Source organism: Terrabacter sp. P2_E3, from assembly GCF_056403915.1.
In genome coordinates, this window is record NZ_JBFUEN010000009.1 from 32,585 (window position 1) to 57,330 (window position 24,746).

General features: G+C 71.4%; 25 protein-coding genes. 16 read left to right on the plus strand and 9 right to left on the minus strand.

The genetic code is table 11. From position 1 onward, the window contains the following. Nucleotides 1-9: 9 nt before the first annotated feature. The 4 genes from kdpC to AC1DW8_RS12570 form a co-directional block, all read right to left on the minus strand. The gene (gene kdpC / locus AC1DW8_RS12555; protein ID WP_478094370.1) at nt 10-582 is read right to left on the minus strand and encodes a potassium-transporting ATPase subunit KdpC; all 573 of its coding nucleotides are present in this window, start codon (nt 580-582) and stop codon (nt 10-12) included. Between the two features lie 5 nt (nt 583-587). Beyond that, nucleotides 588-2,657: a potassium-transporting ATPase subunit KdpB gene (gene kdpB / locus AC1DW8_RS12560; protein WP_478094939.1), complete on the minus strand. Its 2,070-nt coding sequence runs from the start codon at nt 2,655-2,657 to the stop codon at nt 588-590. Between the two features lie 104 nt (nt 2,658-2,761). Next, entirely contained in the window at nt 2,762-4,408 is a 1,647-nt protein-coding gene (gene kdpA / locus AC1DW8_RS12565; RefSeq protein ID WP_478094372.1) for a potassium-transporting ATPase subunit KdpA, read from the minus strand. Next, nucleotides 4,408-4,494, minus strand: a complete 87-nt coding sequence (locus tag AC1DW8_RS12570; RefSeq protein ID WP_082588788.1) for a potassium-transporting ATPase subunit F — start codon at nt 4,492-4,494, stop codon at nt 4,408-4,410. Before AC1DW8_RS12570 ends, kdpA begins: the two co-directional genes overlap by 1 nt. Nucleotides 4,495-4,595: 101 nt before the next feature. Here AC1DW8_RS12570 and AC1DW8_RS12575 point away from each other — a divergent pair, with 101 nt between their 5' ends. Further along, nucleotides 4,596-5,342: an ion channel gene (locus tag AC1DW8_RS12575; protein WP_056780235.1), complete on the plus strand. Its 747-nt coding sequence runs from the start codon at nt 4,596-4,598 to the stop codon at nt 5,340-5,342. 52 nt (nt 5,343-5,394) lie between these two features. Here the strand turns inward: AC1DW8_RS12575 and AC1DW8_RS12580 are convergent, their stop codons facing one another. Further along, nucleotides 5,395-6,615: a dipeptidase gene (locus tag AC1DW8_RS12580; protein WP_478094375.1), complete on the minus strand. Its 1,221-nt coding sequence runs from the start codon at nt 6,613-6,615 to the stop codon at nt 5,395-5,397. Nucleotides 6,616-6,643: 28 nt separating this feature from the next. On the opposite strand from AC1DW8_RS12580, the gene rimO reads away from it, so the two are divergent. From rimO to AC1DW8_RS12610, 6 genes are read left to right on the plus strand one after another with little or no spacing between them, the layout of a single operon-like run. Next, complete coding sequence (gene rimO / locus AC1DW8_RS12585; RefSeq protein WP_478094377.1) at nt 6,644-8,119, plus strand: 30S ribosomal protein S12 methylthiotransferase RimO; 1,476 nt, start codon at nt 6,644-6,646, stop codon at nt 8,117-8,119. Then, nucleotides 8,116-8,832 (plus strand): CDP-diacylglycerol--glycerol-3-phosphate 3-phosphatidyltransferase, encoded by a 717-nt coding sequence (gene pgsA, locus AC1DW8_RS12590; protein WP_056824838.1) that lies wholly within the window; start codon nt 8,116-8,118, stop codon nt 8,830-8,832. Before rimO ends, pgsA begins: the two co-directional genes overlap by 4 nt. 10 nt (nt 8,833-8,842) lie before the next feature. Then, a complete protein-coding gene (locus AC1DW8_RS12595; protein WP_478094379.1) occupies nt 8,843-9,418 on the plus strand; it encodes a CinA family protein in 576 nt (191 codons plus the stop codon). An 11-nt stretch (nt 9,419-9,429) separates the two neighbouring features. Further along, complete coding sequence (locus AC1DW8_RS12600; RefSeq protein ID WP_056780226.1) at nt 9,430-9,732, plus strand: helix-turn-helix domain-containing protein; 303 nt, start codon at nt 9,430-9,432, stop codon at nt 9,730-9,732. Between the two features lie 17 nt (nt 9,733-9,749). Next, nucleotides 9,750-10,733 carry a serine hydrolase gene (locus tag AC1DW8_RS12605; protein WP_478094383.1) on the plus strand — a complete coding sequence of 328 codons (984 nt, stop codon included), beginning with the start codon at nt 9,750-9,752 and terminating at the stop codon, nt 10,731-10,733. Continuing rightward, nucleotides 10,730-11,836: a dipeptide epimerase gene (locus AC1DW8_RS12610; RefSeq protein ID WP_478094385.1), complete on the plus strand. Its 1,107-nt coding sequence runs from the start codon at nt 10,730-10,732 to the stop codon at nt 11,834-11,836. The genes AC1DW8_RS12605 and AC1DW8_RS12610 overlap by 4 nt, the downstream gene beginning before the upstream one ends. Before the next feature lie 66 nt (nt 11,837-11,902). Here AC1DW8_RS12610 and AC1DW8_RS12615 read toward each other — a convergent pair whose 3' ends face one another. Continuing rightward, nucleotides 11,903-13,504, minus strand: coding sequence for a DUF3352 domain-containing protein (locus AC1DW8_RS12615; RefSeq protein ID WP_478094387.1), 1,602 nt, complete (start codon nt 13,502-13,504; stop codon nt 11,903-11,905). A gap of 156 nt (nt 13,505-13,660) precedes the next feature. On the opposite strand from AC1DW8_RS12615, the gene AC1DW8_RS12620 reads away from it, so the two are divergent. The 4 genes from AC1DW8_RS12620 to AC1DW8_RS12635 all read left to right on the plus strand — a co-directional run bounded on the left by AC1DW8_RS12620 (nt 13,661) and on the right by AC1DW8_RS12635 (nt 16,646). Further along, on the plus strand, nt 13,661-13,909 hold the full coding sequence (locus AC1DW8_RS12620) for a DUF3046 domain-containing protein (protein ID WP_082620036.1): 249 nt from the start codon (nt 13,661-13,663) through the stop codon (nt 13,907-13,909). Then, the gene (locus AC1DW8_RS12625; protein WP_056824853.1) at nt 13,909-14,457 is read left to right on the plus strand and encodes an O-acetyl-ADP-ribose deacetylase; all 549 of its coding nucleotides are present in this window, start codon (nt 13,909-13,911) and stop codon (nt 14,455-14,457) included. Before AC1DW8_RS12620 ends, AC1DW8_RS12625 begins: the two co-directional genes overlap by 1 nt. Before the next feature lie 219 nt (nt 14,458-14,676). Continuing rightward, on the plus strand, nt 14,677-15,726 hold the full coding sequence (recA, locus tag AC1DW8_RS12630; protein WP_028785358.1) for a recombinase RecA: 1,050 nt from the start codon (nt 14,677-14,679) through the stop codon (nt 15,724-15,726). Nucleotides 15,727-16,103: 377 nt separating this feature from the next. Further along, nucleotides 16,104-16,646 (plus strand): regulatory protein RecX, encoded by a 543-nt coding sequence (locus tag AC1DW8_RS12635; RefSeq protein ID WP_056780209.1) that lies wholly within the window; start codon nt 16,104-16,106, stop codon nt 16,644-16,646. A gap of 98 nt (nt 16,647-16,744) precedes the next feature. On the opposite strand, the gene AC1DW8_RS12640 is transcribed toward AC1DW8_RS12635, so the two are convergent. Beyond that, a complete protein-coding gene (locus AC1DW8_RS12640) occupies nt 16,745-17,350 on the minus strand; it encodes a YceI family protein (protein ID WP_056780206.1) in 606 nt (201 codons plus the stop codon). Between the two features lie 203 nt (nt 17,351-17,553). Here AC1DW8_RS12640 and miaB point away from each other — a divergent pair, with 203 nt between their 5' ends. The 4 genes from miaB to dapF are packed head-to-tail and all read left to right on the plus strand — an operon-like array spanning nt 17,554 to nt 21,643. Next, entirely contained in the window at nt 17,554-19,119 is a 1,566-nt protein-coding gene (miaB, locus tag AC1DW8_RS12645; protein WP_478094942.1) for a tRNA (N6-isopentenyl adenosine(37)-C2)-methylthiotransferase MiaB, read from the plus strand. Between the two features lie 42 nt (nt 19,120-19,161). Beyond that, entirely contained in the window at nt 19,162-19,776 is a 615-nt protein-coding gene (def, locus tag AC1DW8_RS12650; protein ID WP_478094391.1) for a peptide deformylase, read from the plus strand. A gap of 48 nt (nt 19,777-19,824) precedes the next feature. Then, a complete protein-coding gene (gene miaA, locus AC1DW8_RS12655) occupies nt 19,825-20,790 on the plus strand; it encodes a tRNA (adenosine(37)-N6)-dimethylallyltransferase MiaA (protein ID WP_478094393.1) in 966 nt (321 codons plus the stop codon). A 1-nt stretch (nt 20,791) separates the two neighbouring features. Then, complete coding sequence (dapF, locus tag AC1DW8_RS12660; protein WP_056780194.1) at nt 20,792-21,643, plus strand: diaminopimelate epimerase; 852 nt, start codon at nt 20,792-20,794, stop codon at nt 21,641-21,643. A 51-nt stretch (nt 21,644-21,694) separates the two neighbouring features. Here dapF and AC1DW8_RS12665 read toward each other — a convergent pair whose 3' ends face one another. Together AC1DW8_RS12665 and AC1DW8_RS12670 are read right to left on the minus strand one after the other, a co-directional pair. After that, nucleotides 21,695-22,444 (minus strand): nucleotidyltransferase domain-containing protein, encoded by a 750-nt coding sequence (locus AC1DW8_RS12665; RefSeq protein WP_478094395.1) that lies wholly within the window; start codon nt 22,442-22,444, stop codon nt 21,695-21,697. Nucleotide 22,445: 1 nt separating this feature from the next. After that, complete coding sequence (locus AC1DW8_RS12670; RefSeq protein ID WP_056780187.1) at nt 22,446-23,057, minus strand: class I SAM-dependent methyltransferase; 612 nt, start codon at nt 23,055-23,057, stop codon at nt 22,446-22,448. A gap of 121 nt (nt 23,058-23,178) precedes the next feature. Here AC1DW8_RS12670 and hflX point away from each other — a divergent pair, with 121 nt between their 5' ends. Then, on the plus strand, nt 23,179-24,684 hold the full coding sequence (gene hflX / locus AC1DW8_RS12675; protein WP_478094398.1) for a GTPase HflX: 1,506 nt from the start codon (nt 23,179-23,181) through the stop codon (nt 24,682-24,684). Nucleotides 24,685-24,746: the final 62 nt, after the last annotated feature.

The window sequence follows — 24,746 nt, forward strand, 5'->3', positions numbered from 1 at the left end:
CCTCTCAGGTCACCCGGCGCTCGGCGCCGAGAGACGCGCAAGGGCGAGGTTGAGCTCGAGGACGTCGACCCGCGGCTGGCCCAGGAAGCCGGCGATGCGGTCCTGTGAATGCTCCTCGACGAGGGCCCGGACCCGGGTGACGTCGAGGCCGCGGGCTGCGGCGACGCGCTCGACCTGGGCGACGGCATACGCCGGCGTGATGTGGGGGTCCAGCCCGCTGCCCGATGCGGTGAGCGCGTCGGCGGGAGCGGTCGAAGGGTCGAGACCCGCTGCCCCCACGCGCTTGGCGACCTCGGCCTCGAGGTCAGCACCGGGCCCGAGGTTGGTTCCACCGCTCGTGTCGCCGGCGTAGTCGCTGGCCGAGGGGCGACCGTGGAACCACTCGTCGCCCTGCCACTGCTGGCCGATGAGGCTCGAGCCGACGACCCTGGTTCCGGACCAGACGAGCGAGCCGGCCGCCTGGTCGCGTCCGGCAACCTGGCCGACGCCCCACACTGCGGCGGGGTAGAGCACGCCGAACAGCACGGTGAGGACGAGCATGGCCCGAAGGCCCGCGAGGGACTGCTTGATGACGTTGTCCACGTGTCTCACATCATTCCTGGGAGGTGGCTCACGACGAGGTCGATCAGCTTGATGCCGATGAACGGGGCGATGACGCCGCCGACTCCGTAGATGAGGATGTTGCGCCGCAGCAGGGCAGTGCTTCCGGAGGGCCGGTAGCGAACCCCCCTCAGCGACAAGGGGATCAGCGCGACGATGACGAGGGCGTTGAAGATCACGGCCGAGAGCATTGCCGACTTCGGGGTCGAGAGGCCCATGATGTTGAGGGCCTCGAGGCCGGGGAAGAGCACGACGAACATCGCCGGGATGATCGCGAAGTACTTCGCGATGTCGTTGGCGATCGAGAAGGTCGTCAACGCCCCGCGGGTGATGAGCAGCTGCTTGCCGATGGAGACGATGTCGATGAGCTTCGTCGGGTCGGAGTCGAGGTCGACCATGTTGGCCGCCTCCTTGGCCGCCGAGGTTCCGGTGTTCATCGCCACGCCGACGTCCGACTGGGCCAGTGCGGGGGCGTCGTTCGTGCCGTCGCCGGTCATCGCCACGAGACGGCCGCCCTGCTGCTCCTTCCGGATCAGGGCCATCTTGTCCTCGGGTGTGGCCTCGGCGAGGAAGTCGTCGACCCCGGCCTCCTCCGCGATGGACTTCGCCGTGAGCGGGTTGTCGCCCGTGATCATGACGGTGCGGATGCCCATCGCGCGCAGCTGGGCGAAGCGCTCCTTCATGCCGGGCTTGACGACGTCCTTGAGGTGGATGACGCCGAGCACCCGGGCCGGCCCGCCCGGCTGCTTCGACGCGACGACCAGAGGGGTCCCGCCGGAGCTGGCGATCCCGGCGACCTCGGTGAGCACCCCGGACGGAACGCCACCTCCGTGGTCGGAAGCCCAGCGGCACACGGCATCGGACGCGCCCTTGCGCACGGCCGTGCCGTCGGGCAGGTCGATCCCCGACATGCGGGTCTGCGCGGTGAACTCCACGAACGTGGCACCCTCGCGCCGGACTCCGTCGAAGCGCGTACGCGTCTCGTCGGCGAGGCCCCGCGCGGACAGCTCGACGATCGAGCGCCCCTCGGGCGTCTCGTCGGCCAGTGAGGAGAGGTATGCCGCCTCGGTGACCTCCACGTCCGGAAGGCCGGGGGCCGCGAGCAGCTCGGTTGCACGGCGGTTGCCGAACGTGATGGTGCCGGTCTTGTCGAGCAGCAGCGTCGACACGTCGCCCGCTGCCTCGACGGCACGGCCCGACATCGCGAGGACGTTGTGCTGCACGAGCCGGTCCATGCCGGCGATGCCGATCGCGGAGAGCAGCGCCCCGATCGTCGTGGGGATGAGGCAGACGAGCAGGGCCACGAGCACGACCACAGACTGCTCCTGGCCGGAGTAGACGGCGAGCGGCTGGATCGCCATGACGGCGAGGACGAAGATGATCGTCAGCGTCGTGAGCAGGATGGTCAGCGCGATCTCGTTGGGCGTCTTCTGCCGTGCCGCGCCCTCGACGAGGGCGATCATCCGGTCGATGAAGGTCTCACCGGGCTTGGTCGTGATGCGCACCGTGATGCCGTCGGAGAGCACGGTCGTGCCGCCCGTGACGGCGCACCGGTCACCACCGGACTCACGGATGACGGGAGCGGACTCGCCGGTGATCGCCGACTCGTCCACGGTGGCCATGCCCTCGACGACGTCCCCGTCACCGGGGATGACCTGGCCGGGACGCACGACGACGACGTCGCCGATCGTGAGGTCGGAGGCAGCCACGGTCTCGACGGAGCCGTCGGTGCTCCGGCGCTGCGCCGTCGTCGTGGTCCGGGTGGCGCGCAGCGTGGCCGCCTGCGCCTTGCCGCGGCCCTCGGCGACGGCCTCGGCCATGTTGGCGAAGAGGACGGTGGCCCACAGCCACAGGGTGATGCTCCACGCGAACCACGAGGGGTCGACGACGGCGACGACGGTGGTCAGGAGCGAGCCGATCCACACGACGAAGACGACGGGACTGTGCCACACGTGACGCGGGTCGAGCTTGCGCACGGCCTCGGGGAAGGTCGCGACCAGCTGGCGCGCGAGCGTGCCGAGCGACAGTGGGGCCTTCCCCGCCCTGATGAGAGGCATCTCGCTGCCGGAGCCGCCGCGCCGGTGGGCCGAGCCGCCGTGGGCGCCGGGGCCGCGCGGGTCGGTGGTGTCGGGGGACGACGGGGTCGTCGTCGGGGACGGGGTCATGACAGTGCCTCCGCGAGGGGACCGAGGGCCAGGGCAGGGAAGAACGTGAGTCCGGTGACGATGATCGCCACCCCGACGAAGAGGCCCGCGAACGTGGGTGTGTGGGTGGGAAGGGTGCCAGCGTTGGCTGGCCGACGTCGTTGCGCCACCAGGGAACCGGCAAGAGCCAGCACGAGGACGATCGGCACGAAGCGGCCGAGGAACATGCACAGGGCGAGGGTGAGGTTCGTGTACGGCGTGTCGGCCGAGAAGCCGGCGAACGCGCTGCCGTTGTTATTGGCGGCCGAGGCGTAGGCGTACATCACCTCAGTGAGCCCGTGCGGGCCGCTCGCGAGCATCTGCGACGACACCAGGGGCGCCACCATGCCGATCCCCGTGAAGACGAGCACGAGGGCCGGCATGACGAGCAGGGCCAGCGCGACCAGCGTGATCTCGCGCCGACCGATCTGCTTGCCGAGCAGCTCGGGCGTGCGCCCGACCATGAGCCCGGCGATGAACACGGTCAGCATCGCGAGGAGCAAGGCGCCGTAGAGTCCCGACCCGACACCGCCGGGGGAGACCTCGCCGAGGAGCATGTGGACGAGCGCACCGCCTCCACCGAGGGGGCTGTAGCTCTCGTGCATCGAGTTGACGGCGCCGGTCGAGGTGCCGGTGGTGCTCGCCGCGAAGAGGGCGGACGGCCAGACGCCGAAACGCACCTCCTTGCCCTCGAGGCCGCCGAGCGGGCCGCTCGCCGCGCTCACCTCGGCCCACGTCACGGCCGCGACCATGAGGCCCCAGAGCGTCGCCATGAAGCCGAGCACTGCCCAGCCCTGCCGCCGGTCGCCGACGAGGATGCCGTAGGTCCGCGGCAGGGAGAACGGGATGACGAGCAGCAGGAAGATCTCCAGGAGGTTGGTGACGGCGTTCGGGTTCTCGAAGGGGTGGGCGGAGTTGGCGTTGAAGTAGCCGCCGCCGTTCGTGCCGAGCTCCTTGATCGCCTCCTGCGACGCGACGAGGCCGCCCTGGACGACCTGCGACCCGCCGGAGAGCGTCGTGACCTCCGTCGGCGCCGTGAGGTTCTGGATGACGCCGCCGAGCAGCAGGACGACGGCCCCGACGACGGCGAGGGGCAGCAGGACACGCAGCGACCCACGCACGAGGTCGACCCAGAAGTTGCCGATCTCGGCCCCGCTCGAACGGGCGAGGCCGCGCACGAGCGCCACGGCGACCGCCAGCCCCACCGCCGGCGAGACGAAGTTCTGGACGGTCAGCCCGAGCGTCTGGACGAGCGGCGACGTGCCCGACTCCCCGGCATACGACTGCCAGTTGGTGTTCGTCACGAACGAGACGGCCGTGTTGAGAGCGGTGTCGAGGTTCATCGACGCACCGCGGGCGAACGGCAGGACGCCCTGCAGGGCGATGAGCGCGAAGAGCAGGACGACGCCGACGACGGAGAAGCCGAGGACGGCGACGGCATACGTGCTCCAGCGCTGCTCGGACGCGGGGTCGACGCGGCACAGGCGGTAGACGAGGCGCTCCACGCGCCAGTCCCGGGTGTCGGTGAAGACGCGTGCCATCCACGACCCGAGCGGCACGTGGACGGCGGCGAGCGCGGCGACGAGGACGGCGATCGTGAGCAGCCCGCTGACGGTGTCGCTCATCAGAACCGGTCCGCGTGGAGCAGGACGTGGACGAGGTACACCAGCACGGCGACGCCGACCACGAGGAGGAGGATGGAGGTGAACATGACTCCTTCCTAGGGTCGCCCGCCGGACGCCCTGCAGCCGTTGACCGCGCGCTGACGGCTCTTGACGCGTTCTTGACGGGCCCGCCACTAGAGTCCGAGTCGTGAGTGCGTCGCTGGAGCTCTGGCCGTCATCGCCCCGTCGCGCCGGGCCGCCTTCACGGCTCGACCAGCTGCGGCGCAAGGTCAACGAGCTGCCGTGCGCCCTGCTCCTCTTCGTCCAGCTGGGTGCGCTGTTGGCCTACCCCTTCGTCGAGACCGCGACCCTCGGTGACTACCGCGAGGCGGGACGCGCGGTCTTCGGCCTCATCGGCCTGCTCGTGCTCTTCCTCGCCGTGCGCGCGGTGCGGGCGACCCCGGCGCTGACGTGGGTCGCCGTCGTGCTGGGCGGGCCGGTGGTCCTGCTCACCGTGGCCGAGGCCGTGTGGCCCGACAACAGCCCGATCGCCTTCTGGAGCGCCCTGCTGCACGCGCTCTTCTACTTCTACACGGGCTACGGCCTGCTGCGGTACATGTTCGCCGACAACTGGGTGACCCGTGACGAGCTCTACGCCACGGGCGCGACGTTCACCGTCGTCGCCTGGGGCTTCGCCTACCTCTACGTCGCCGTGCAGTTCATCTGGCCGAACTCGTTCACCATCTACGGCGAAACCCTGCCGGGGGTGCGCACCTGGTACGAGCTGCTCTACCTCTCGATCACGACGATGACCTCGACCGGCCTCTCCGACATCTACGCCGTGACCCCGCACGCCCGCTCGTTCGTGCTGCTCCAGCAGATCGCCGGCATGCTCTACGTCGCGCTCGTCGTCGCCCGCCTCGTCGGGCTCACCATCGCCCGTTTCCGTCAGTAGCGGGCTGCGCCCACCGAGGGCGTATGCCGTGTGCCCGGGTCGGGTCAGCTGCTCAGCGGGTGCCGTCGAGCTCGGCGAACGTCCTGAGGCTCGGGGTGCGTGTTGTCTGGAGGTCGCGGGCCACGGCCTCGACGTCGCGCATGACGCGCAGCGTGTTGCCGCGGACGAGCTGCGCGACCTCGGCCTCGGACCACGACCGTGCGAGCAGGGCCGCGACGAGCCGCGGGTAGCCGCTGACGTCCTCGAGCCCGACCGGGAAGGTGTCGGTGCCGTCGTAGTCTCCGCCGATGCCGATGTGGTCGATGCCGGCAACCTCGCGGACGTGCTCGAGGTGGGCGACGACCTGCTCGACCGTCGCGTCGGGCTTGGGGTGCTCACGCTGCCACCCGGCGGTGAACCGGCCGAACGCCTCCCAGTCACGCGCCTCGACGCCGACCTCCGCCGCGGCGGCGGCGGCCTCGACGCGCCAGGCGGCGGTCGCGGGCGAGACGAACTCGGGGACGAAGGTCACCATGCACACGCCGCCGTTGGCGGGCAGCGCGCCGAGCACGTCGTCAGGCACGTTGCGGGGGGTGTCGCACAGGGCCAGCGCCGAGGAGTGGCTGAAGATGACCGGTGCGTCGGTGGTCTCGAGCGCGTCCCGCATCGTCGTCGCGGCGACGTGGCTGAGGTCGACCATCATCCCGAGGCGGTTCATCTCGCGCACGACCTCGCGGCCGAACTCGCTGAGGCCGCCGACGACGGGCACGTCAGTGGCCGAGTCGGCCCACGGCGTGTTGTCGTTGTGCGTCAGCGTCAGGTAGCGCACGCCGAGGACGTGGAGCATCCGCAGGGTCCCGAGCGAGCAGCCGATGGAGTGTCCGCCCTCGGCGCCGAGGAGCGACGCGACGCGGCCCGTCGCGGTGGCAGCCTCCACCTCGTCCGCGGTGCGGGCGAGCGCCAGCCGGTCGGCATACGACCCGATCATCCGGTGCACGCCGTCGACCTGCTCGAGCGTCGCCGTGACGGCCGAGTCGCCCTGGAGGGTGCTCGGCACGAAGACCGACCAGAACTGCGCGCCGACCCCGCCCTCGGTGAGGCGGGGCAGGTCGGTCTGCGTCGTCGTGAGGCGGCCGGAGATGTCGAGGGCCTCGAAGTCGTAGCCGGTCTGCTCGCGCGCCTCCCAGGGGAGGTCGTTGTGGCCGTCGACGAGGGGGTGCGCCCGCAGCAGGTCGCGTGCCCTCGCGAGCAGGTCGTCGTGGCCGTGGGGGGCGGTTCCGAGCATGTCGGCCATTGAACACCCCGGCATCTAGAGTGGACGCATGACCCCTCCCCACCCGAGCGCCGACAAGAGCGTCGCACTCGTCACCCTCGGGTGCACGCGCAACGAGGTCGACTCCGAGGAGCTGGCCGGTCGGCTGCTCGCGGAGGGATGGCGTCTCGTCGACGACGCGTCCGAGGCCGATGTCGCCGTCGTCAACACGTGCGGCTTCGTCGAGCAGGCCAAGAAGGACTCCATCGACGCGCTGCTCGAGGCGTCCGACCTCAAGGGCGAGGGCAGCCGCACGCAGAAGGTCGTCGCCGTCGGCTGCCTCGCCGAGCGCTACGGCAAGGAGCTCGCCGACCAGCTGCCCGAGGCCGACGCCGTGCTCGGCTTCGACTCCTACCGCGACATGAGCGCACACCTGCAGACGATCCTCGCGGGCGGCCACGTCGAGAGCCACACGCCGGGCGACCGTCGCACGCTGCTCCCGCTCACCCCGGTCGAGCGCCAGCAGGGCTCCGCGTCCGTCGCGCTGCCGGGCCACGGTGACCCCCGCCCCGACCTCGCCGACGACGACGTGCCGACCCCCGCCTCCGGTCCCCGGGTCATCCGCGCGCGCCTCGACGGCCGTCCGTGGGCGCCGCTCAAGATCGCCTCGGGCTGTGACCGTCGCTGCTCGTTCTGCGCCATCCCGATGTTCCGTGGCGCGTTCCTGTCGCGCCGTCCCGCCGACATCGTCGCCGAGGGCCGCTGGCTCGCCGAGCAGGGCGTCAAGGAGCTCTTCCTCGTCTCCGAGAACTCCACGAGCTACGGCAAGGATCTCGGCGACCTCGCCCTGCTCGAGAAGCTGCTGCCCGAGCTGACCGCGATCGAGGGCATCGAGCGCGTCCGCGTCTCCTACCTCCAGCCGGCCGAGATCCGCCCCGGCCTGCTGCGCGCCATGGCCGACACCCCCGGCGTCGTGCCCTACTACGACATCTCGTTCCAGCATGCGTCCGAGCCGCTCCTGCGCTCGATGCGCCGGTTCGGCTCGCGCGAGGCCTTCCTCGAGCTCCTCGGACGGGTGCGTGCCGACGCTCCCGAGGCCGGCATCCGCTGCAATGTCATCGTCGGCTTCCCGGGCGAGACCGAGGCCGACCTCGACGAGCTCGAGGCCTTCCTCACGGAGGCCCGTCTCGACGTCGTCGGCGTCTTCGGCTACTCCGACGAGGACGGCACCGAGGCCGAGGGGTATGCAGGCAAGCTGGCTCCCGAGGTCGTCGCCGAGCGTCTCGACCGCTTCACCCGCCTCGTCGAGGAGCTCAACGCCCAGCGGGCCGAGGAGCGCGTCGGCGAGCGGGTCCTCGTCCTCGTCGAGGAGATCGACGACGAGGAGGGCACCGTCGTCGGGCGCGCCGACTTCCAGGGCCCCGACGTCGACGGCGTCACCATCGTGCACGTCCCCGAGGGTGCCCCGGCCCCTCAGGTCGGCGACCTCGTGCCGGCTGTCGTCGTCGGCACCGAGGGGATCGACCTCGTCGCGGAGCCGCGATGACGCCACAGACCTTCCACCGGGGGGAGGGGCCGGCGCCCCGACCCACCGACTGGAACCTGCCCAACGCCCTGACGGTCCTGCGCTTCCTGCTCGTCCCGGTCTACGCCGTGCTGCTCTTCCAGGACGGCGGCAACGAGCCGTGGTGGCGCTTCTGGGCCTGGGTGGTCTTCGCGCTCGCCGCCGTCACCGACGGCGTCGACGGCAAGATCGCCCGGCGACGCGGGGAGATCACCAACTTCGGCAAGGTCGCCGACCCGATCGCCGACAAGGCGCTGACCGGCACGGCCTTCATCGGGCTGTCGCTGCTCGGGGTCGTCTGGTGGTGGGTGACCGTCGTCATCCTCGTCCGGGAGATCGGCATCACCGTGCTGCGCTTCGTCGTCATCCGGCACGGCGTCATGCCGGCCGGCCGTGGCGGCAAGCTCAAGACGATGCTCCAGACGCTGTCGCTCGGGGCCCTGACCTTCCCGCTCTGGGTGCTCCCGTTCGGCAGCGCGTGGTTGCTCGTGGCCTACGTCGTGCTCGGCGCGGCGCTCGTCATGACCGTGGTCAGCGGCATCGACTACGTCTTCAAGGCGGCACGGCTGCGCGAGACGAGTGAGCGCACGCTGGCTCGGCGGGCCGCCCGCGCCGCCGCCCGGGAGGCGAGGTCCGAGACGCCGGACGGCTCCACCGGCGACCCGGCGCCACCCCGGACGGCGAAGCGGGACTGACGGGGACGACGTGTCCGAGGCGCCGGGGGCACGTCTCGTGGCCCGGCTGACCGAGGCACGCGAGACCGTGGCCTGTGCCGAGTCGCTGACCGCGGGGCTCGTCGCCGCCACCGTGGCCGACACCCCCGGCGCGTCCGTGGTGCTGCTCGGTGGGGTCGTCGCGTATGCCGCCGCGGTGAAGACGGCGCTGCTCGACGTGCCTGCCGAGCTCATCGCACGGGTGGGCACCGTCGACCCCGAGGTGGCCGCCCTCATGGCCGAGGGCGTACGCCGTCGGCTCGGCTCCACGTGGGGCCTCGCGACGACCGGTGTGGCCGGCCCGGGACCGTCGGAGGGCAAGCCCGCGGGCACCGTCCACGTGGCAGTCTCCGGCCCGTCGGGAACAGTGACGCGTGCCCTGGAGTTGAACGGGACCAGGGCCCAGATCCGGTCGGCCACCGTCGACGCGGTGCTCCGGCTCGCGGTGGAGGAGACGGGCGCCACGCGCCAAACACCTGCGCCGCCGTGGGGCCCTCGGGGTACGGTAGGGCTGTCGGGTCACCCCGACGACGGCACGGCACCCGAACGCACGACACCAGCGACCTGAAGGAGGACGACATGACGACACTGCTGCGGCGCGAGCTCGGCGACGTCCTCCGTGAGCGCCGACGCGCCCAGGGCCGCACCCTCCGTGAGGTCTCCGCGACGGCCTCCGTCTCCCTCGGCTACCTCAGCGAGGTCGAGCGCGGCGAGAAGGAAGCCTCGTCCGAGCTGCTCGCCTCGATCTGCGGGGCGCTGGCCCTGCCGTTGTCGCAGGTCCTCATCGACGTGTCCAACCGGATGGCCGAGAGCGAGGGCCTCGCCCCGACGGTCTCGCTGCCCGTCCCGTCGGGCGACGTGGTGTCCGCCTCCGCTGCCTGATCGTCTACCGTGCTGGGGTGCCCAGCCCCTTCTCGGACCTCGACTCACGACTGGACCGGGCCGTCTCGGCCTCGGACCCCTCGGAAGCCACGAACCCCTCGGACCCCTCGGACCCTGACGCGACGGTGTCGGTGTGGCTGGGAGACCTCGACGGACGGCCCCGCTACGAGCACGACGCGTTCGCGCCGCACTACGCCGCGTCCACGATGAAGCTCCCGCTCGTCATCGCGGCCTTCCGCCGCGTCGTGCGCGGCGAGCTCGACCTCGAGGCGCCGGTCGCGGTGACCGGCACCTTCGCCTCGGTGCTCGACGGCTCCCCGTTCGACCTCGACGAGGCCGAGGACCAGGACCCGCAGACCTGGGCGGCGCTCGGCGGCACCCGCACGCTGGGAGAGCTGGCGGAGCAGGCCATCACCCACTCGAGCAACATCGCGACCAACCTGCTCGTCGACGTCGTCGGTCTCGACGAGGTCGCCGAGGTGCTGCGCATCGTCGGCTGCTCGCCGGCCACCGTGGTCGGGCGCGGCATCGAGGACGCCGTGGCCCGTCGAGCCGGCATCACCAACACCGTGACCGCCGCCGACCTCGGGCTCGTCATGGCCGCGGTCGGGCGCCGCGAGCCCGCGCTCGGTGGCGACGAGGTGCTGGCGCCCGTCGAGGCGATGCTGGCCCGGCAGGAGCACGTCGACCAGGTGCCGGCGGGCCTGCCGCCGGGCACCCCGACTGCGAGCAAGTCAGGCTGGATCCCGGGCGTCTCCCACGACGTCGCGCTCGTGCGGCCGGTGGGCGAGGAGCCGTTCGTCATCGCCGTCTGCACGACGATCGACCTCGACGAGACGGAGGCCGCCGTCTTCGTTGCCGGCATCGCCCGGGACGTCTGGCGTGCCGAGCACCAGACCGACGACCCGACCGACGTCCCGACCGAGCCCGTGACCGAGTCCGTGACCGAGTCCGTGACCGACCTCGCGGCGCAGCCGGGGTCCGAGGGGGAGCAGGCATGACGACCGTCGCGCGGGTCACGACGACGACCTCGTCCGTGCGGCTCCACACGCCGTTCGTCACGGCCCTGCGCCGCACCGAGACCACCGACACCGTCGTCGTGACGGTCACCGACAGCGACGGCCGCACGGGTTGGGGCGAGGCGCCCCAGGTGTGGCAGGTGACGGGGGAGTCGCTCGCGAGCGCCACGGCGTGCATCGAGCAGATGCTCGCGCCTGCCGTCACGGGTCACCGGCTCGACGACCGCAGCGACCTCGCCGCTGCCGCTGCCGTCGTCCAGCGGGCCGTCGCCCGCAACTTCGGTGCCAAGGCCGCGGTCGACGCGGCCCTGCACGACCTCGTCGCCCAGGCGGAGGGCACGTCGGTGGCGGCGCTGCTCGCGACCCGGCCCGACGGCATACGCGAGGTGCTGACGACCGACGTCACCCTGTCGGCAGGTGCGGCTGACGCCCTCGCCGACACGGCGCGCGCGCGCGTCTCCGACGGCTTCCGCACCCTGAAGATGAAGGTGGGCACCGACGCGAGCACCGATGTGCAGCGCGTCGCAGCGGTGCGCGACGCCGTCGGACCCGACGTCGGCATCCGGCTCGACGCCAACCAGGGGTGGACGCGCGAGGAGGCCGTCCAGGTCATCCGCGCACTCGAGGTCGCCGACCTCGGGGTCGAGTTCGTCGAGCAGCCGGTCGTGGCCGACGACGTCGAGGGCCTGGCCTGGGTGCGGGAGCGGGTCGGGCTGCCGGTCATGGCCGACGAGTCGTGCTACGGACCCTACGACCTCGAACGGATCATCCGGCTCGGCGCGGCTGACCTCGTCAACGTCAAGCTCGCCAAGTGCGGATCGCTCACCGTGGGCCGCGACATGCTGCGCCGCGCCCACGACGTCGGCCTGCGCACCATCGTGGGCTCGATGATGGAGAGCCACGTCGGGGTCGGGGCCGCGGCAGCGCTCGTGGCTGCCGAACCGACGACCGAGGTGAGTGACCTCGACGCCGCATGGTGGTCGGTCACGTCACCCGTCGTGGGTGGAATCGCCTACTCGGGCAACCAGATCCGTGTGCCGATGACCGGCGGTCTCGGGATCAGCGGGTTCGTCCACCACGACTGACCCACCGCACACCGCACGCACGAAGGGCCCCGCCGGAGCGGGGCCCTTCGCGCGTTGCAGGTGGTTTCAGTCGCCCAGGACGCGCAACGTGAACGAGCCTTCACCGTTGCCGGTGTTGGTGGCGGTGAAGCCCACGGCACGCAGCGACTCGAGGAAGGACTTGGCCTCGCCGTGGACGTCGCCCTTGACGATGGCGTCGACCTTGTCGAGGTCGACGAAGAGCGTCGCCGTCGCGTTGCTGACGTCACCGACCGCGACCTTGAAGGTGTCGCTGTCGCCGAGCTTGCCGCCCGACTTGAGGTCGTCGGCGTAGTCGGGCGTCGTCGCCACGAAGACCTTGTCTCCCTCGACCTTGTGGGTCAGCACGTCGCCGCCGACGCCGACCGACTCCATGAGTCGGCCGACGAGCTCGTCGGCGCGCTTGGCGTCGCTCGAGACGACCTTGGCCCCGAGGACCGGAACGTCGCTCTTGAGGTCCTGCTCGGGCATGGCCAGGGTGAAGGAGCGGCCGAGCAGCACCTTGAGGTCGTCGGGCAGCTTGATGCCGAGCTGCTGCTCGACCATGCCGATCGGGTCGGACTCACCGTCGGCGGCGGCGAGGCTCTCGATCTGCTTCTTCAGCTGGGGCCACGCCGAGTCGAGCATCTGGTCGGCGCCGGAGACGTTGAAGGCAGCCATCGTGTTGGCCGGCAGCGAGGCCACCTCGCTGCCGTCGCCCTTGACGGACTTCGTCGCGTCGGCGCCGCGCACGACGCCGGCCATCTCGACGTAGTCGGCGTCGAAGCGCACCGCCGTCGCGAAGCGTCCCTTGGCCGAGGCCAGGGCCGTCGCGTCCATGCCGGTCGTGCCGCTGAACTTCTGGATCTCCTTCAGCCCCGTGCCCATGTCGAACCAGGCCGACAGGATGCCCTGCTCGCCGAGGGCCGCCATGTCGGCGGTGAAGTCGGCGTTCTGCGCGAGCGTGCCCTTGGCGGCAGCCGCGAGGGTGGCGTCGCCCACGCCGGGCGGCGTGACGATGGCGTAGCCGTCCTTCATCCGCAGCTCGGTGTCGGACCCGCCCTTGTCGCAGGCGAACAGCTTGGTCAGGGTGTCCTTGGCCGCGGACTCGTCCTTGACCTGGATCGCGATGGCGACGTTGGGCGCGTCCGCGGTGCCACCGGGACGGATCGCGGCGCCGACCCGGTCACCGAGCCAGGGCGCGATGTCCGTGTCGTAGCTGAACTTGGCGACGCAGTCGTTGCTCGCGTCCTTCGAGGCGAGCTGCCACAGCTGCTTGCGGGGGTCGTCGGCACCGAGCGTATCCTTGACCTGGGGCAGCTTGCCCAGGAAGCGCACGGCGGCGATCTTCTGGCCGGCGGACGGGTCGATGTCGAGACGGACGTAGGCGTAGGCGTCGCCGGGCAGCACGTCAGCGGGCTGCGAACCGCCGCCGCTCAGCGTCTGGAAGGCGAAGGCGCCGGCGCCACCGAGGACGAGGGCGGTGACGACGCCACCGACGAGCAGACCCGTGCGCTTGCGGCCCCCGGACGTCGGCGGCTGCGGGTCGTCGGAGAGGGTGACCTCGCCGGGAACGGTCTGGGCCGCTCCGGCGGGCGTCGGGTAGGTGTAGGGCTGGCTCGCCCCGTGCGTGGGCTCGGTGGGCTCGGTGGGCTCGGTGGGCTCGGTCATGGTGTGCTCCCCTGAAGAGTTCGGTGCGTCCTGCGGTTGCGCGCGGGACGAGAGGACGATACCGGCAGCGCCGGACGTCCGCGGCCGGTTGCGATAACGCTCCGACGACGGATTCGCGCGGAACGGTTCCGGTGCTCCGGGTGGCACACTGCAGTGGTGCGGATCAGCCACTTCTGGACCTTGATGGACGACGAGTTCGGCGCGGCGTATGCCGGGTCGCTCGCCCGTGACCACGTGCTGGGTGCGCTCGGCAACCGCACCGTCGTGCAGGCCCTCGCCGATGGCGAGGCGCCGCGTGCGGTGTGGGAAGCGCTGTGCGTCGACATGGACGTGCCACCGGAGCGACGTCTCGGACGTGACACCCGTGTCGCCCGGGGAGCCCAGGGCGGTCAGGCCGGTCGCTGATGCCGGCGTCGCTCGACCCCGGTCTGTCGCGGATCACGCTGCGGCACGGCGACATCACGAGCGACGCCTCGGCCGACGCCATCGTCAATGCCGCGAACCGGTCCCTGCTGGGCGGCGGCGGTGTCGACGGGGCGATCCACCGGGCAGCGGGGCCGGCTCTGCTCGCCGAGTGCCGGCTGCTCGGCGGGTGCGACACCGGCGACGCGAAGATCACCGGCGCCGGTCGGCTGCCCGTGCGGCACGTCATCCACACGGTCGGCCCGGTCTGGCGCGGGGGAGGTGACGGTGAGCCGGAGCTCCTGGCGAGCTGCTACGTGCGGTCGGTCGAGGTCGCCGACGCCGCCGGCTGCGCGGTGCTCGCCTTCCCCGCCGTGTCGTGCGGGGTCTACGGCTACCCGCTCGACGCGGCGGCGGTGGTGTCGCTCGAGGCGCTGGCGGGAGCGCTCACGGTGCACGGCGGGGTGCGCGAGGCGCGGTTCTGGCTCTTCTCCGACACGGCCTACGCCGCGTTCGACCGGGCGCTGACGCGGCTGAGAGCGACACGCTGACCCGGGATCGGCGTGTCGTACGGACTTCGAACACCTGTTCGGTAGTGTTCTCCACAGGTCCTGCGCCACCACCCGCATCGTCCACAGGCCGTCTCGTGGATCCTCCCGATGTCGGCGCCGGCACCTAGCGTCTGACCCGACAGCGGACCTCGCAGCACGAGGCCGTGGCCCGGGTCGAAGGTAGACGACCGCAACGCAGACGGCAGATAGGTGACCGACATGGCTTCGGTGCAGGAAAAGGACAAGGACAAGGCCCTCTCCTCGGTGATGGGCCAGATCGAGAAGAGCTACGGCAAGGGTGCGGTGATGCGCCTCGGCGACGACATCCGTCCGCCCATCGAGGTGATCCCCACCGGATCGATCGCCCTCGACGTCGCTCTCGGCATCGGCGGTCTGCCGCGCGGACGCGTCGTCGAGATCTACGGCCCGGAGTCCTCGGGCAAGACGACCGTCGCGCTCCACGCGGTCGCCAACGCGCAGAAGGCCGGTGGCATCGCGGCGTTCATCGACGCCGAGCACGCGCTCGACCCGGACTACGCGAAGAAGCTCGGTGTCGACACCGACGCCCTGCTCGTGTCGCAGCCCGACACGGGCGAGCAGGCGCTCGAGATCGCCGACATGCTGATCCGCTCGGGTGCCATCGACATCATCGTCATCGACTCCGTGGCGGCCCTCGTGCCGCGCGCCGAGATCGAGGGTGAGATGGGCGACAGCCACGTGGGCCTGCAGGCGCGACTCATGAGCCAGGCGCTGCGCAAGCTCACCGGCGCCCTCAACAACACCGGCACCACGGCGATCTTCATCAACCAGCTCCGCGAGAAGATCGGCGTCATGTTCGGCTCGCCCGAGACGACGACCGGTGGCAAGGCGCTGAAGTTCTACGCCTCGGTCCGCCTCGACGTGCGTCGCATCGAGACCCTCAAGGACGGCACCGAGCCGGTCGGCAACCGCACCCGCGTCAAGGTCGTCAAGAACAAGGTCTCCCCGCCGTTCAAGCAGGCCGAGTTCGACATCCTCTACGGCCACGGCATCTCGCGTGAGGGCGGCCTCATCGACATGGGCGTCGAGCACGGCTTCGTCCGCAAGGCCGGTGCCTGGTACACCTATGACGGCGACCAGCTCGGCCAGGGCAAGGAGAACGCCCGCAACTTCCTCAAGGACAACCCCGACCTCGCCGACGAGATCGAGAAGAAGGTCAAGGAGAAGCTCGGCGTCGGGCCGCGCGTCGACCAGCCCGCCGAGGTCTCGGACGTGCCTGTCGACTTCTGATCATGGGTCTCTCCGAACAGGAGACCGCACGGGACCGTCTGGCTCGCGCCGCGGCCGCCCTGGCTGAGGCCGAGGGGGTGGCCGGGGTGCGAGCCGGCGGTGCGTCGGCGGAAGGCTCGGATGCAGGTTCGGGGGAGTCGGCGGCCGAGGCCGGTGCGAGCCGGTCCGTACTTCCGTGGTCCGTGCCCGTCCGCGCCGAGCCGACCGGGCATGAGAGCGGGCGGCCCGCGAGCACACGCATGGCCCGATCCGACGGGTCGAGCCCGTCGGGAGGGTCCCGCGGCGGCGGGCGTTCGGGCCGGTCGGGCGGTGCCAGCGGCTCCGGCCGTCAGGGGCGCCGGTCTGCCAAGCCGCGCTCCGGCTGGGGTTCCGCTGACGTGGGGGAGCGACCCGACTGGGCGCCCCCGCCGGAGGACGTCGAGACGGCCGTGCCCGAGGCCGATGCCGAGTCGGTGGCACGCGCGATCGTCCTGCGACAGCTGAGCATGGCGCCGCGCAGCCGTGCCCAGCTCGAGAAGAAGCTGCGCCAGCGCGGCTGCGAGGACGACGTGGCGGCAAAGGTCCTCGACCGGATGGCCGAGGTCGGTCTCATCGACGACGAGGCGTACGCCCAGATGCTCGTCCGCTCGAAGCAGTCGGACAAGGGCCTGGCCCGGCGCGCGCTCGCGCACGAGCTGCGCAAGCAGGGCATCGACCAGGAGATCGCCGACGAGGCGCTCGGTCAGGTGGGTGCCGGGGACGAGAGGCTTCGGGCCGAGCAGCTCGTGGCCAAGAAGCTGCGCTCGATGCGCGGGTTGGCTCCCGAGGTCCAGACCCGACGTCTGGCCGGGCTGCTCGCTCGCAAGGGCTACTCGGGGGAGGTCGCGTGGCCGATCATCCGCGACGCGGTCGACGGGCTGCCCGAGCACCGTCGTGACTGAGGAGCGTCGCGGTGCTCACGGCATGCCCTCCGGACACCACGAGGGGGTGAGGACCGTGTGGTCCTCACCCCCTTGGGTGTGCTGTGGTGCGGTGCTGCTCAGACCTCGGCGGGCACGTTGGCGATCGCGGAGACGTCGAACTCGAGCTTGACCTTCTCGCTGACGAGAACGCCACCGGTCTCGAGGGCCGCGTTGAAGGAGAGGTTCCACTCGGTGCGGTCGATGGTGACGTCACCCTCGAAGCCGACGCGCGTGTTGCCGAACGGGTCCTTGGCCGAGCCGGTCTCCTCGAAGGGGATCGTCACGGACTTGGTGACACCGTTGATGGTCAGGTCGCCGGTGATGTCCCACTCGGCGCCGTCGCGCTCGACGTTCGTCGAGACGAACGTGATCTGCGGGTAGGTGGCGATGTCGAAGAAGTCGGGGGTCTTGAGGTGACCGTCGCGCTGCTCGTTGCCCGTGGTGACGCTGGCGGCCTGGATCGTCACCGTGACCGAGGAGTTCGCCGGCGTCACGGTGTCGACGTGGGCCGAGCCCTCGAACTCGTCGAAGTGGCCGCGGACCTTCGTGACCATCGCGTGGCGTGCGGAGAAGCCGATGCGCGTGTGGCTCGGGTCGATGGTGTAGTCGCCGGAGATGTTCTCGACAGCGACCGAGGGGGTCTCGGAGACGGTCTCGTCCTTGGTGCGGTTGAACAGGCCCATGATTTGTCCTTCGGAGTAGGTTATTGAATCTTCAACAACTATGATGCACCCAAGTTGTTGAACTGTCAAGCAATGGGGTCAACAGGTCCACCGTCGCCCCTATTCCTTCGTCTCGCGCGCTGGGATCGAGGCCGGACCAGAGCGTCGACGGCGCCCGGCCGTGGGAGCGCGCTGCACGACGTACCCTTGTCGGTGCCATGACAATGCAGAACTTCGCGCCCACGCCCGAGGCCGCCACGACCGCGCCCGCCGGCTCGCCCCGCACCTACGACGTCCGCACCCACGGGTGCCAGATGAACGTCCACGACAGCGAGCGACTCGCGGGGCTGCTCGAGACGGCGGGCTACGTCGACCTCGCGAGCCTGCCGACGGGGGAGCGGCCGGAGGTCGCCGACGTCGTCGTCTTCAACACGTGCGCCGTGCGCGAGAACGCCGACAACAAGCTGTACGGCAACCTCGGTCAGCTGCGCCCGGCAAAGCAGAAGAACCCCGACATGCAGATCGCGGTCGGCGGCTGCATGGCCCAGAAGGACCGCAGCACCATCGTCCAGCGCGCACCGTGGGTCGACGTCGTCTTCGGCACCCACAACATCGGCTCGTTGCCCGCCCTGCTCGACCGGGCGGCCCACAACAAGCGCGCCGAGGTCGAGATCCTCGAGAGCCTCGAGGTCTTCCCCTCGACCCTGCCGACCCGTCGGGACTCGGCCTACAGCGCCTGGGTCTCCATCTCGGTCGGCTGCAACAACACGTGCACCTTCTGCATCGTGCCGAGCCTGCGCGGCAAGGAGCAGGACCGTCGCCCCGGCGAGATCCTCGCCGAGATCGAGGCGCTGGTGGCCCAGGGCGTCGTCGAGGTGACCCTGCTCGGCCAGAACGTCAACACCTACGGCGTGGAGTTCGGCGACCGCCTCGCCTTCGGCAAGCTGCTGCGCGCCTGCGGCGAGATCGAGGGCCTCGAGCGCGTCCGCTTCACGAGCCCGCACCCGGCTGCTTTCACCGAGGACGTCATCCTCGCGATGGCCGAGACGCCCAACGTGATGCCCAGCCTGCACATGCCGCTCCAGTCCGGCTCGGACAAGGTGCTCAAGGACATGCGCCGCTCCTACCGGAGCACGAAGTTCCTCGGGATCATCGAGACCGTCCGCCAGCACATCCCGGACGCGGCGATCACGACCGACATCATCGTCGGCTTCCCCGGCGAGAGCGAGGAGGACTTCCAGGGCACGCTCGACGTCGTCCGCGAGTCACGCTTCTCCAGCGCCTTCACCTTCCAGTACTCCATCCGGCCCGGCACCCCCGCTGCGACGATGGATGACCAGGTCCCCAAGGCCGTCGTGCAGGAGCGCTTCGAGCGACTCATCGCCCTGCAGGAGGAGGTCAGCTGGGCCGGCAACCGCGCCGTCGAGGGCCGTGAGGTCGAGGTGCTCGTCGCGCCGTCGGAGGGTCGCAAGGACGTCGAGACGAAGCGGCTGTCAGGGCGGGCCCGCGACAACCGGCTCGTCCACTTCGCCGTTCCCGAGGGCGCTGAGGTGCCCCGCCCCGGCGACATGGTCACCGTGAAGGTCACGTACGGCGCGCCGCACCACCTCGTGGCCGACTCGGGCCTCGAGGGCGGGACGTATGCCGTCCGGCGCACCCCCGGGGGTGACGCCTGGGCGGCGCTCCAGGACGCGCCGCAAGGCACGGGCAAGCCGGCCGTGAGCCTCGGCATGCCGTCCATCGGTCGACCGGCCGTCACCCCGGTGGCGTCGGGCTGCTCTGTCGTCTGAGCCGATTCGGGTCAGCGCGTCCCCACGTGCTTGACTTGGTGCATGAGTGTGCGCCCCATCGTCATCACCGGTGAGCCCGTCCTGCACCGGGCCGCCGCCCTCGTCACGGACTTCGACGACGAGCTGCGCACCCTCGTCGAGGACATGTACGAGACGAACGTCGCGGCCAACGGCGTCGGGCTCGCGGCCCCCCAGATCGGCGTCGGGCTGCGGGTGTTCATCTGGAAGATGGCCAACGAGGACGGCGTCCCGGAGCAGGGACACGTCATCAACCCGACGGTGACCACCTCGAAGATCCCGCAGGAGCGCCCGAACCCCGACGAGGAGACCGAGGGCTGCCTCTCCGTGCCCGGTGAGGCCTTCCCGCTCAAGCGCGCCGACCGCGCCCACGTCATCGGTTACGACATCGACGGCAACCGCGTCGAGTTCGACGCCTCCGGCTGGTTCGCCCGGTGCATGCAGCACGAGTACGACCACCTCAACGGCACGCTCTACGTCGACCGTCTCGACGACCGCCAGTCCAAGAAGGCCCGCAAGGCCGTCAAGCGCAACGGGTGGGGCAAGCCCGGCAGCTCGTGGCACCCGGGCGTCGACAAGGACCCCTTCGGTCACGACGAGGACGAGGTCGACGAGTACGCCGACGACCTCATCGGCTGAGCGCGCGCCCCTCGTGACGGACCCGCCCGGCCTCCGGTCCCGTACGCCGTGACGCCCGAGAACGCGCCGACGCTCGGTGCGCCCGTGGTCGCGGTCGTCGGGCCGACGGCGACGGGCAAGTCCGACCTGGCCCTCGACCTCGCCGCGCGGCTCGGTGGTGAGATCGTCAACGCCGACGCCATGCAGTTCTACCGCGGCATGGACATCGGCACGGCCAAGCTCCCCGCCGCCGAGCGGCGCGGCATCGCCCACCACCAGCTCGACGTCCTCGACGTGACCGAGGAGGCCAGCGTCGCCGGCTACCAGGCGGCGGCCCGCGTCGACATCGCCGCGATCCGCGGGCGGGGCCACCGGCCGCTCCTCGTCGGCGGTTCGGGGCTCTACGTCCGAGCCGCCCTCGACCGGCTCGAGATCCCGCCCACCGACGCCGCCGTGCGCGGGCGCCTCGAGGCCGAGGCCGAGGTGGTCGGTGGTGACGCGATGCACGCGCGGCTGCTAGCTCTCGACCCACGGGCCGCCGCCGCGATCCTGCCCGGCAACCGCCGACGGGTCATCCGGGCCCTCGAGGTCATCGAGCTCACCGGCCGCCCGTTCAGTGCGTCGATGCCCACGCGTGAGTTCGTCTCTCCGGCAGTGGTCCTGGGCCTCCGCGTCGACCGTGACGTCCTCGTGGAACGCATCGAGCGGCGTGTCGAGCGCATGTGGGAGGCGGGGCTGCGTGATGAGACCGAGGCCCTGCTCGCCGTGGGTCTGCGCGACGGCGTCACCGCGAGTCGGGCCATCGGCTACAGCCAGGCCATCGCCGTCGTCGACGGCGCCCTCGACGAGGCCACGGCGCGCAGCGACACGGCCCAGGCGACGCGCCGCTACGCCCGCCGGCAGGAGTCGTGGTTCCGGCCCGACCCCCGAATCGTGTGGCTCGATGCCACCGACCCGGACCTGCTCGACCGGGCCCTCGCGGCGGTTCGTGAGGCGGATGCGCGGGTGCGCGACGGCATACCGGAGAATGACTGACATGACGCGCTTCACCAAGGGCCACGGCACCGAGAACGACTTCGTCCTCGTCCCCGACCTCGAGGGCTCGCTCGAGCTCACCCCCGCCCAGGTGCAGCGTATCGCCGACCGGCACGCCGGCCTCGGGGCCGACGGCGTCATCAGGGTCGTGCGCACGGCGCTGTCGACCGACGAGGCCGTCCGCGCCCAGTCGCGCGAGGCCGAGTGGTTCATGGACTACCGCAACGCCGACGGTTCGCTGGCGGAGATGTGCGGCAACGGCACGCGCGTCTTCGCCGAGTACCTCCGCCGGGAGGGGCTCGCCTTCGGCTCGACGTTCAGCATCGCCACGCGTGCCGGTGTCAAGACGGTGCGCGTCGTCGAGCAGGGGTATGCCGTCGACCTTGGTCCGTGGCGTCTCGGCGACGAGGAGGGTGCCCGCCGCGACGGCTTCGACGTCATGGTGAAGCCGCGCCACGGCAAGCCCGTGCCGGCGCTGACCCTCGACCTCGGCAACCCGCACGCGGTCGTCATGCTGCCCGAGGGCATCGCCCTCGAGAACCTCGACCTCGGTGAGGCGCCCGAGCTGCATCCGGAGCCGGCCGACGGGTCCAACGTCGAGTTCGTCCGGGCCGTCGGACCCGGTCACATCGCCATGCGCGTCCACGAGCGTGGGGTCGGCGAGACCCGGTCGTGCGGCACGGGCGCTGCTGCGGCCGCCCTTGCGACGCGCTTCTGGTCCGGGGTGGAGGACCTGAGCCCGTGGACGGTCGACGTGCCGGGTGGGCGCCTCACCGTCACGCCCCTGGCCGGCCAGCGGGTCGAGCTCGCAGGACCCGCGGTGCTCGTCGCCGACGGGGACTTCCCGCTCTGACGACCGTCGGCTCCCGTTCGGGTGGTGGCGGCAGCCACCCGGGGCTCGGGATCAGGTCGAACCGGGAGCCGGTGGCGCAGCAGGGTCGGTGCCGGAGAGCCTGAAGCCCTCGAACAGGGGACCGCCATGGCGGGCCAGCACGTCGTCGGCGAAGGCGAGCAGCAGCGACACGTCGCCGGCAGCCGCCGTGACGAGCGCCTTCTCGTGCCTCTCCCGCCAAGAGGTGTTCTCGCGCTCGTCCAGGTCGGCCAGCTCGCGCGCCACCCACTTGCCGCGGCCCCACCAGTGAGCCGATCCGTGCAGGAGCAGGTGGGCGGCCTCGTCGGCGAGCAGCACGGCGCAGACGAGTCGCTCGTGGGCGTCGTGCGCGTGGGTCACGTCGTCGAGCAGGTCGGTGACGGCATACCTCATCGTGGCGAGGTCGTCGCCGGTGAGTCGGGGAGGTCCCGCGGCGAGCAGCTGCTGCGCCGTCCGCTGCCACTGGGCACCGGACCCGTCGCTGTCGAGGAGGACGACCGAGCGTCCGAGCAGCCGCACCATGGTGGGCCGCCCGCCGGCGACGTCGCGCCGCACGTAGTGGCCGAGCGACGTCTCGGTGTGCACGAAGAGCTCGACCGGCCAGTCGCGGAAGTGCCGCGCATCGCGGTACGGCGCTGGTGGCCCGGGCAGGAGCACGGTCACGTCGAGGTCGGAGCCCGGGGTGGCGGAGCCGAGGACGACGCTCCCGCCGAGCCACGCAGCCCGCGCCTCGGGGAACCAGTGCGCCACGAGGGCACGCGCGTCGTCGACGGCCCCGTCCATGTCAGGAACGGCGCACCTCGAGGATCCGGAACGCCTTGGCGGACGACAGGCGGGTGCACCTGAGGCCCCAGTCCTGCTCGGTGATCCACCGCTGGAGCGAGTCGGAGCCGAGGTGCTTCTGGACGACGAGGTGCGCGACGCCGTCGTCGGCCAGGCGTGGGAGCCACCGCTCGAGCAGGGCGTGGAGGGCGGCCTTGCCGACGTGGATCGGCGGGTTGGACCAGATCGTCGTGAAGCGCACGTCGTCGGGCACGTCGTCCGGCTCGCAGAAGGTCGTGTTGTCGACCCCCACCGCCGCGGCGTTGGTCCGCGCCAGGTCGAGCGACCGGCGGTTGACGTCGACACCCCAGACCCTGGAGCCGGGGGAGCGGAGCGCGAGGGTCAGGGAGATCGGGCCCCAGCCGCAGCCGACGTCGAGCAGGTCGCCGGTCGGGCTCGGGTCGGGAGCGCCCTGGAGCAGCACGGCCGTGCCCGGGTCGAGGCGGTCGGGGGAGTAGACGCCGCGGGCCGTCGTCAGCGTGTACCGGTGCCCGTCGAGGGTGACCTCGATGGTGCGACGCTCCTCCGGGGTGGCCGGCTCGGCGGTGAAGTAGTGGTCGGTCGGCTCGCTCATCACGGTCACCGTATCGGCCCCGGCCCGTCGTCCGCGGCACCCAACCCGCCGTGCCCTGCACGCCGGTTCGGGCACAAACGAGTGGCTCGTGGCGTTCTAGGGGTGGGACCATAGGGAGAACATGACGAGCAACCACACGAACCACCCCAGCGACACCGACCGCGCCGTGCAGCGGGAGCGCACCCTCTTCGCCACCCGCGCCGACGCGCTGGCCGAGGAGCTCCACGAGACCGACGAGACGGCATACCCGCTCTACGACGGCGACCAGCTCGACCGTGAGGAGCGCGCCGCGCTCCGCCGCGTCCAGGGCCTCTCGACCGAGCTCGAGGACATCACCGAGGTCGAGTACCGCCAGCTGCGCCTCGAGCGGGTCGTGCTGGCCGGTGTCTGGACCGAGGGCACCGCCGACGACGCCGAGAACTCCATCCGTGAGCTCGCGGCGCTCGCCGAGACCGCCGGCTCCACCGTGCTCGAGGGCGTCGTCCAGCGTCGTCAGAAGCCCGACCCGGCGACCTGGCTCGGCAAGGGCAAGGCGATCGAGCTGCGCGACATCGTCGTCGAGGAGGGCGCCGACACGGTCATCTGCGACGGCGAGCTGGCGCCCAGCCAGCGGCGCGCCCTCGAGGACGTCGTCAAGGTCAAGGTCATCGACCGCACGGCGCTCATCCTCGACATCTTCGCCCAGCACGCCAAGAGCCGTGAGGGCCGCGCCCAGGTCGAGCTGGCCCAGCTCCAGTACCTCCTGCCGCGCCTGCGTGGCTGGGGCGAGTCGATGTCCCGTCAGGCCGGTGGCCGGGTCGCCGGCGGTGAGGGCATCGGCTCACGTGGACCCGGTGAGACGAAGATCGAGCTCGACCGCCGTCGCATCAACACGAAGATCGCCAAGCTGCGCCGCGACATCAAGGGCATGAAGACGAGCCGAGACACCCGTCGCCACTCGCGCCGCGCCGGCGGCGTCCCGTCCGTCGCGATCGCCGGCTACACCAACGCCGGCAAGAGCTCGCTGCTCAACCGCCTCACCGGCGCCGGCGTCCTCGTCGAGAACCAGCTCTTCGCGACCCTCGACCCGACGGTGCGCCGCACCGAGACCGAGGACGGTCGCGTCTACACGCTCGCCGACACGGTCGGCTTCGTGCGCAGCCTGCCCCACCAGCTCGTCGAGGCGTTCCGCTCGACGCTCGAGGAGGTCGGCGACTCCGACCTGCTCCTGCACGTCGTCGACGGCTCGCACCCCGACCCCGAGGGCCAGATCTCGGCCGTGCGCGAGGTGCTCGCGGACGTCGGAGGCGACCAGATCAAGGAGATCATCGTCGTCAACAAGGCCGACATCGCCGACCCGGAGGTGCTCGACCGGCTGCGCCGCCACGAGAAGCACTGCATCACGGTGTCGGCGCGCACCGGCGCCGGGCTCGACGAGCTGCGCGCGCTCATCGACCACGAGCTGCCCAAGCCCGACATCGAGGTCGAGGTGCTCGTGCCCTACGAGCGCGGCGACCTCATCTCGCGCCTCCACGAGGAGGGCGAGATCCTCGAGAGCGAGCACGTGGCCGAAGGGACCCGGCTGCGCGCGAAGGTCACGCCCAGCATGGAGCCCGACCTCGCGGCCTACGCCGTCGTCGCCAGCTGACGGACACCGCCGAAGGGCCCCTCACCGGGCCCTTCGGCATGTCGGTGCCCGGCCGTCGGGGG

Bases quoted from the DNA above. Each gene is read 5' to 3' on its own strand.
- kdpB (WP_478094939.1), bottom strand. From the start codon at position 2,657: ATGCCTCTCATCAGGGCGGGGAAGGCCCCACTGTCGCTCGGCACGCTC.
- kdpA (WP_478094372.1), bottom strand. From the start codon at position 4,408: ATGAGCGACACCGTCAGCGGGCTGCTCACGATCGCCGTCCTCGTCGCC.
- AC1DW8_RS12570 (WP_082588788.1), bottom strand. From the start codon at position 4,494: ATGTTCACCTCCATCCTCCTCCTCGTGGTCGGCGTCGCCGTGCTGGTG.
- AC1DW8_RS12580 (WP_478094375.1), bottom strand. From the start codon at position 6,615: ATGGCCGACATGCTCGGAACCGCCCCCCACGGCCACGACGACCTGCTC.
- rimO (WP_478094377.1), top strand. From the start codon at position 6,644: ATGACCCCTCCCCACCCGAGCGCCGACAAGAGCGTCGCACTCGTCACC.
- pgsA (WP_056824838.1), top strand. From the start codon at position 8,116: ATGACGCCACAGACCTTCCACCGGGGGGAGGGGCCGGCGCCCCGACCC.
- AC1DW8_RS12600 (WP_056780226.1), top strand. From the start codon at position 9,430: ATGACGACACTGCTGCGGCGCGAGCTCGGCGACGTCCTCCGTGAGCGC.
- AC1DW8_RS12610 (WP_478094385.1), top strand. From the start codon at position 10,730: ATGACGACCGTCGCGCGGGTCACGACGACGACCTCGTCCGTGCGGCTC.
- AC1DW8_RS12615 (WP_478094387.1), bottom strand. From the start codon at position 13,504: ATGACCGAGCCCACCGAGCCCACCGAGCCCACCGAGCCCACGCACGGG.
- AC1DW8_RS12625 (WP_056824853.1), top strand. From the start codon at position 13,909: ATGCCGGCGTCGCTCGACCCCGGTCTGTCGCGGATCACGCTGCGGCAC.
- recA (WP_028785358.1), top strand. From the start codon at position 14,677: ATGGCTTCGGTGCAGGAAAAGGACAAGGACAAGGCCCTCTCCTCGGTG.
- AC1DW8_RS12640 (WP_056780206.1), bottom strand. From the start codon at position 17,350: ATGGGCCTGTTCAACCGCACCAAGGACGAGACCGTCTCCGAGACCCCC.
- miaB (WP_478094942.1), top strand. From the start codon at position 17,554: ATGCAGAACTTCGCGCCCACGCCCGAGGCCGCCACGACCGCGCCCGCC.
- def (WP_478094391.1), top strand. From the start codon at position 19,162: ATGAGTGTGCGCCCCATCGTCATCACCGGTGAGCCCGTCCTGCACCGG.
- dapF (WP_056780194.1), top strand. From the start codon at position 20,792: ATGACGCGCTTCACCAAGGGCCACGGCACCGAGAACGACTTCGTCCTC.
- AC1DW8_RS12665 (WP_478094395.1), bottom strand. From the start codon at position 22,444: ATGGACGGGGCCGTCGACGACGCGCGTGCCCTCGTGGCGCACTGGTTC.
- AC1DW8_RS12670 (WP_056780187.1), bottom strand. From the start codon at position 23,057: ATGAGCGAGCCGACCGACCACTACTTCACCGCCGAGCCGGCCACCCCG.
- hflX (WP_478094398.1), top strand. From the start codon at position 23,179: ATGACGAGCAACCACACGAACCACCCCAGCGACACCGACCGCGCCGTG.